The organism is Brevibacillus panacihumi, assembly GCF_003710985.1.
GTDB classification, from domain to species: Bacteria; Bacillota; Bacilli; order Brevibacillales; family Brevibacillaceae; genus Brevibacillus; species Brevibacillus panacihumi.
The window spans coordinates 72,249-78,285 of sequence record NZ_RHHT01000074.1 but is presented as its reverse complement, the minus strand read 5'-3'; the positions used below and the strand labels follow the sequence as shown (position 1 = coordinate 78,285).

5 protein-coding genes are annotated in these 6,037 nt (G+C 54.6%); all 5 read right to left on the bottom strand.

Annotated elements, in window-relative coordinates:
• Positions 1-186 precede the first annotated feature (186 nt).
• The 5 genes from EDM58_RS24250 to EDM58_RS24230 all read right to left on the bottom strand — a co-directional run bounded on the left by EDM58_RS24250 (position 187) and on the right by EDM58_RS24230 (position 6,008).
• Positions 187-1,398: an ABC transporter permease gene (locus tag EDM58_RS24250; protein WP_122915615.1), complete on the bottom strand. Its 1,212-nt coding sequence runs from the start codon at positions 1,396-1,398 to the stop codon at positions 187-189.
• Entirely contained in the window at positions 1,395-2,117 is a 723-nt protein-coding gene (locus EDM58_RS24245) for an ABC transporter ATP-binding protein (protein ID WP_122915614.1), read from the bottom strand. Before EDM58_RS24245 ends, EDM58_RS24250 begins: the two co-directional genes overlap by 4 nt.
• Entirely contained in the window at positions 2,114-3,775 is a 1,662-nt protein-coding gene (locus tag EDM58_RS24240; RefSeq protein ID WP_122915613.1) for an efflux RND transporter periplasmic adaptor subunit, read from the bottom strand. Before EDM58_RS24240 ends, EDM58_RS24245 begins: the two co-directional genes overlap by 4 nt.
• Positions 3,776-3,922: 147 nt before the next feature.
• Complete coding sequence (locus EDM58_RS24235) at positions 3,923-5,332, bottom strand: HAMP domain-containing sensor histidine kinase (protein WP_122915612.1); 1,410 nt, start codon at positions 5,330-5,332, stop codon at positions 3,923-3,925.
• Complete coding sequence (locus EDM58_RS24230; protein WP_122915611.1) at positions 5,325-6,008, bottom strand: response regulator transcription factor; 684 nt, start codon at positions 6,006-6,008, stop codon at positions 5,325-5,327. The genes EDM58_RS24235 and EDM58_RS24230 overlap by 8 nt, the downstream gene beginning before the upstream one ends.
• Between the last annotated feature and the right edge of the window lie 29 nt (positions 6,009-6,037).

Below are 6,037 nucleotides of genomic sequence, written 5' to 3'. Positions count from 1 at the left end.
GCTGGCCGCTAAGAGCGTGTTGCGCCTTTTCCGTTGCGCCTGGGTCAAGATCCCAAATGCCTTGCGCTTTTTTTCCCTTTTTCCTCGACCACCTTTCCTGATCCCTCTCCAACCTTTTGTGGGCTTCTCAAGGGGGAGCTTTCAGCCAACATGTAAAAATTCCGTTACCGGCCCTAGCTTCCTGTATTATTCGTAGCGCAAAGCATCAATCGGCTTGAGCTGAGCTGCTTTTCGCGCTGGATAGACGCCGAATATGACCCCTACAGCGGTTGACGTGAGGAATGCATACAGGACAGGCGAGATCGTGATTGCAGTTGCCATCCCGGCCAGCTTGCTCACAGCCATGGCCGCGCCAATACCCAAAAGAATGCCGATGACGCCGCCAAGCAGGCTGAGGGTCACCGCTTCGATCAGAAATTGCCTCAGAATATCACGCTTTTTGGCTCCGATTGCTTTGCGGATGCCGATCTCACGCGTACGCTCCGTAACCGAGACCAGCATGATGTTCATCACGCCGATCCCCCCGACGATAAGGGAAATGGCCGCAATGCCGGAAAGCAGGGCTGTCATCGACCCGGAAACAGCCTGGGCCGTACTGAGAATATCCGACTGCGAAGTGATGCGAAAATCGTCGGACTCACTGGGCCGCAAATTGTGCTGGGCCCGCAGAGTCTCCGCAGTGTCTGCCTGCGCCTGTGCCATCTGCTCCGCCGATGCTGCTGAGACATAGATGGAATTGACGTATTTGCCTCCGGTCAAACGGCTCATCGCGGTAGTAACCGGGATCAAGACCCTGTCGTCATTATTCGTCATTCCCGAGCTTCCCTGACTCTTCAGCACCCCGATCACGGTAAATGGAATCCGGTTGATCTGAATGGTTTCTCCGATTGGGCTGCTGCCTCCAAACAGGTTGGTGACGATTTCTGTCCCGACGACTGCCACATTGAACTGCTTTTTCACCTCAAAGTTGGAAAAAAAGCGTCCTTGTGCCACCTGTACGTTGCGTACCTCTGGAAAGGACTCTGTCGTCCCCTCCAATGACGTCGAATAGTTGTTGCTGCCCCAGACGAGCTGTGCCCTTCCGTTGACGCTGGGAGCTACCCCGGACACAGAATCCTTCTGGGCGATCGCCTCGGCATCGGCGAGAGTCAGGGTATTGAGGGATCCTGCCCCCAGGCTGATCCTGCCTTGCGTAGCCTGCCCGGGAGAGACGATGAGCAGATTGCTGCCAAGCCCATTGATCTGCGATGCCACGCTGGCAGAGGTTCCTTCCCCGATCGCGACCATCGCGATCACCGCGGCGACCCCGATAATGATCCCGAGCATCGTCAACACAGAGCGCAGGCCATTGGCTTTGATGCTGCGAAATGAGACGCGCAAACTCTCTAAAAAGCTCATCTTCTTCCTACCTCCGGCAACACTCTTCTGCGTTCTTCCACCACTTCGTTGGAGACGATCTGACCATCCCGGAACCGGACGATACGCTTGGCATATTCGGCGATATCCGGTTCATGCGTGACCAGGATGACGGTTTTGCCTGCATCGTTAAGCTGTTGGAAGATTCCCATGATCTCTTCGCTGGTCTTCGTATCCAAGGCTCCAGTCGGCTCATCCGCCAGCAGGATGACCGGATCATTCACCAGTGCTCTGGCGATCGAGACGCGCTGCTGCTGTCCGCCTGACAATTCGTTGGGCTTGTTGTACAGCCGCTGTTCCAATCCCACTTCAATCAGAGCGCGGATGGCACGCTCGCGACGCTCCTTGGCAGATTTCCCGGCATACAGCATAGGCAGCTCCACATTTTCGACCGCTGTCGTCCGTGGCAAGAGGTTGAAATTTTGAAAGACAAAACCGATTTTCTGGTTGCGAATCTCTGCCAGCTCATCGTCATGGGCCTGTGATACGGGATAGCCGTCCAGATAAAACTCGCCCGAGGTGGGCTTGTCGAGGCACCCGATCACATTCATCATCGAGGACTTTCCAGAGCCGGAAGGTCCCATGATCGCGACGAAGTCCCCCGTCTCGATGGACAGGCTCACTCCGCGCAGCGCCTGAATCTCCTGGTCGCCGATCTGATACCGTTTGCGCAAATCTTCCATCTGAATGACTGGTCTCATCGGATCATCGTCCTCATGCCGCCGCCTGCCGGGAATCCGCCCATTGCTGGTACGCTGCCCATGCGCATACTGCCCTGAGTAGAACCGGAGCTGCCGCCTGCTGTCGGAAGAATGACGATTTGGTCGCCTTCAGACAAGCCCTCGACGATTTCGACGCGGCCGGAAGCAAAGTAACCGATTTTGACTGGCTGGAAGCGATACGGCAGGTTGCCACGGTTTTCTGAGTTGCCTGCCTGTCTGCCTTCCTGCTGGCTGTTTGGTTGGGTTGATGACGGCGACTGCTGGCCTTGCCGTCCTGCTTGTTTTTGTTCGCCATCGCCCGCTCTGCTCTCTGCTGCGCCGCTTCTGTTCTCAGCCGAGCCGCTGCTATTCATCAGAAGAACCCCGTCCGTTCCATTGCGGCTTTGCAAGGCAGACGCTGGAATCACAAGCACATTGGTATGGCTGCCGATTTCGATGGTCACATTCATCGTCATGCCGATTTTCAGCAAGCCTTCCTTGTTATCCACTGAGAGCAGGACATCGTAGGTCGTCACCCCCGAATTGGTGGTCGCCTCCGGGTACACCAGCTTGACAGAGCCATGAAACGTCTTGTCCGGATAGGTATTCGTGCCAAACGTTACAGAAAGTCCTTCTTTTACTTTTCCGATGTCGCTCTCGCTGATTTGAGCGAGCACTTCCAGATTGCCTGAATTGGAGTTGTCCATCACGATGACCTGGTTGGATGGGATCTCTCCGACGTTTCCATTTACCGCTACGATCACGCCGTCCATTGGCGCTTTCAAGGTAACGGCGTTGAGCGCGGATTGGCTCGTCTGCAATTGGGCTTTTGCCTGCTCGACTGCTGCCCTGGCTGACAGGATGCTGGCGGAGTCTGGACCCTTCTGGGCTTCTTCGAGATTTTCCAGAGCGGTTTGGTACGCTGCCTGCGCCTGCTCGATCTTGTACGCCGACTGTCCTTCAGCCTGCTCCAATGCCAGTGTGGCGGTCTGGTAGTCACGCTTCGCCTGTTCCAGCTCTGTCTGCGCCGTTTCATACTCCGTGCGAGAAATCGCCCCTGCGTCAAACAACGCCTTTTGCGAATTGAAATTCTTATTGGCTTTGTCCAGATTTTCCTTGGCCTTGGCCTCGTCATTGCGCGCCTTTTCCAAATCAATCGTCTTGGTCGCCATCTCCAGCTCGGTTTTCGCCTGATTGACGTTTGCCTGCAGGGTCCGCATCTCGCCTTCGGTTTTGCTCTTCAGTGCTTCCTCCAGCTTCGCCTGGGCTGACAGCAGGTTGGCTTCGGCATTGATCAGCTGCATCCGCGCGACGGAATCATCCATGGTAGCCAGAACATCGCCTTTTTTCACCACATCGCCTACCTGGACATTGATCGAGGAGATGACGTCCTTGGCATTCTCTGCATCGGCGAAGGACAGCGTAGATCTCTTGGAGGCCTGGACCGTCCCCGATGCCATGACTGTCTCGGTGATATCCCCCCTCCCTACCTTGACGACCGTGTAGGCTGCTTCTGCCTGGGCAGGCGCCATGAACATCTGGTAGCCGACTATACCTCCGCAGCCCAACAGCAGGACGGCCAGACCTGTAATCATGATCCGTTTTCTGTTCTTCCCTGTCTTGGAGAAGAAGCTTTGTTTCTTGCTTGTCTCATTCACTTGGAGACTCCCCCCGCTATGTACAAAATCTTGCAAGTCTACTCCTGCCTTTGCCCCACTATAAGGCGCTAATGAGTCAGCATTATGTCAGATGAAGGCAAAGAAAAAGACGACCTTGCCCGTAGGCAATAGTCGTCTTTTACTCACTTATTTTCGCAATACCAACAGGAATGTACTGCCCGCCTGCGAGCTTTCCTTCAGCGACAAACAACCGCCCAAAGCCTGGGCGATCATCCGGCTGAACGATAAGCCCAATCCCAGGCCTCGGAGCATCTGCTTCTTTTCCTCTCCGCGATAATAGCGTTCAAAGATCAGCGATTGCTCTTCCGACGGGATTCCGCAGCCGTTGTCCTGCACTTCGATCCGGATCTCGTCTTCGGTCTCGGACAGGCGCAGGAAGATGCGACCTGCTGCCGGGATTGCCTGGGCAGCATTGTTCAGCAGATTGTAGAGGATCTGCTGTACCCGCAGCGGATCGGTCAGTGCCATGACATCATGGTCCGGCTTCTCGATCTCGACAGTCAGATCCTCTCTTTCCATCGCAATGTGCCACTGATGGGAGATTTCCACGATGAGCTCATTCATGTTTTGCTGTTCTTTGCGAATCCGAATATCGCCGACTGCAAAAGAGTTGAAATCCAGCAGGTCCTCTACCATTTTCTGCAGGCGCGAGGTCTCTTTGGAGCAAATGTCGAGGAACTCCTTGGCCTCCTCTCCGCTCACGATGTCGTCCTTCACCGCCTGGATCAATCCGCTGATGGATGTCACGGGGGTTTTCAGCTCATGCGTCACCCCTGCGAGCAGCTCGGTTCGCATCATCTCCAATTGGCGCAGGCGATCCGCCATTTCTTTAAAGGAATGATTCAATTCGTAGATCTCCTGCTCGGGCCGTTCCTTGTCGAGATGGATCTCATAATTTCCCGTTACGATTTGATTGGCCGCGACTGCTACATCCTTGATCGGCTGGGACAGTTTTTTGGTCAGCAAGTAGATGACCAGCCATCCCAGCAAGCCCAGACTGAGCAGCATGATAAAAAGGAGCTGAAACTGCGTGCTGCTGCGCATGACATCCTTGTCTGCGGTGAACAGGAGAACCCAGCCTGCGACCTGTTGGTTGACCTGGATGGTATGTTTGACAAAAAGGACTTGCTCCCCGCGCGACAAGGTAATCTTCTTCGCATCCTGATTTTCTTCAAGCAAGGCAGGGAGCAATTGTCTCAGTTCTCCTGAAAAAGGGCCTGGCCCGTCAAGCAGCGGCTTTTTCTTCGCATCAACCACCAGCAGAATGGGCTTGTAGTCCAGGTGCAAGGATTTCTGCCTGCTGTCCAGGATGCGAAAGAGAAACGGAGCCATCCGGAGCTGTCCGTTGACGTCCACCACCCGCTCCGCGATTTCCGCTGCCATCAGCTTCATAATGTCCAAACGCTTCGTCGTCTCGCTATGTTGTATCCAATAACTGGAAGTCACCCCTACCACCAGCAGACCGACACATAATGTGAGCAGATAGCGCGTCGTCCAATAGCGAAACAGCGATGTTCTTCTATTCTTCTTATTCATAGACACTTAACTTGTACCCCAGTCCCCGATAGGTACGGATCTCCCCTTCTGCTGCCGGCCAGTGCTCCAGCGCCCGTCTGATCCGCTTGATCGCCAGGTCGACAGCCCGATCGCTCCCCTCGTAATCCATGCCCCATACCTGATCGAGCAACTGCTCACGTGTAAATGCCTGATTTCTGTGCTGGGCGAGAAATAAAAACAGCGACAAATCCTTCGGGGTAAACGAGATCTCGATGCCGTGCAGCATGACCGTACGCGCTTTGAAATCCACTTTCAGACTGCCAAACTGCGTGACATGCTCCCCCTCCATAATCTGAGTGGATCGGCGAAGGACAGCCTGTACGCGCGCGACTACCTCGTCTGCGATAAACGGCTTCGTGATGTAATCATCCGCCCCTTGGTGCAGCCCTGCCAGCTTGTTGTCGATCTGCCCCAAAGCGGTCAGCATGATCACGGGACATGAGCTTTTCGCCCGAATATACTCCAGAATGCTCCATCCGCTGCGGCCAGGGAGCATGACATCTAATAGAACCAGTGCTGGATTGCACGTATCGAATTTTTGTTGTGCTTCATCCCCCGTGAAGGCTTGTACGACCTGAAAATGATGCTTTTCCAGATACGCCTTCAACACCCGGGAGATCGGCAATTCGTCTTCCACTACGAGGATGCTTTTCATCCCTCTCATTCCCTTCTGACGCCTCTGAT

Coding starts and splice junctions, on each gene's coding strand:
- EDM58_RS24250 (WP_122915615.1), bottom strand. CDS start 1,398: ATGAGCTTTTTAGAGAGTTTGCGCGTCTCATTTCGCAGCATCAAAGCC.
- EDM58_RS24245 (WP_122915614.1), bottom strand. CDS start 2,117: ATGAGACCAGTCATTCAGATGGAAGATTTGCGCAAACGGTATCAGATC.
- EDM58_RS24235 (WP_122915612.1), bottom strand. CDS start 5,332: ATGAATAAGAAGAATAGAAGAACATCGCTGTTTCGCTATTGGACGACG.
- EDM58_RS24230 (WP_122915611.1), bottom strand. CDS start 6,008: ATGAAAAGCATCCTCGTAGTGGAAGACGAATTGCCGATCTCCCGGGTG.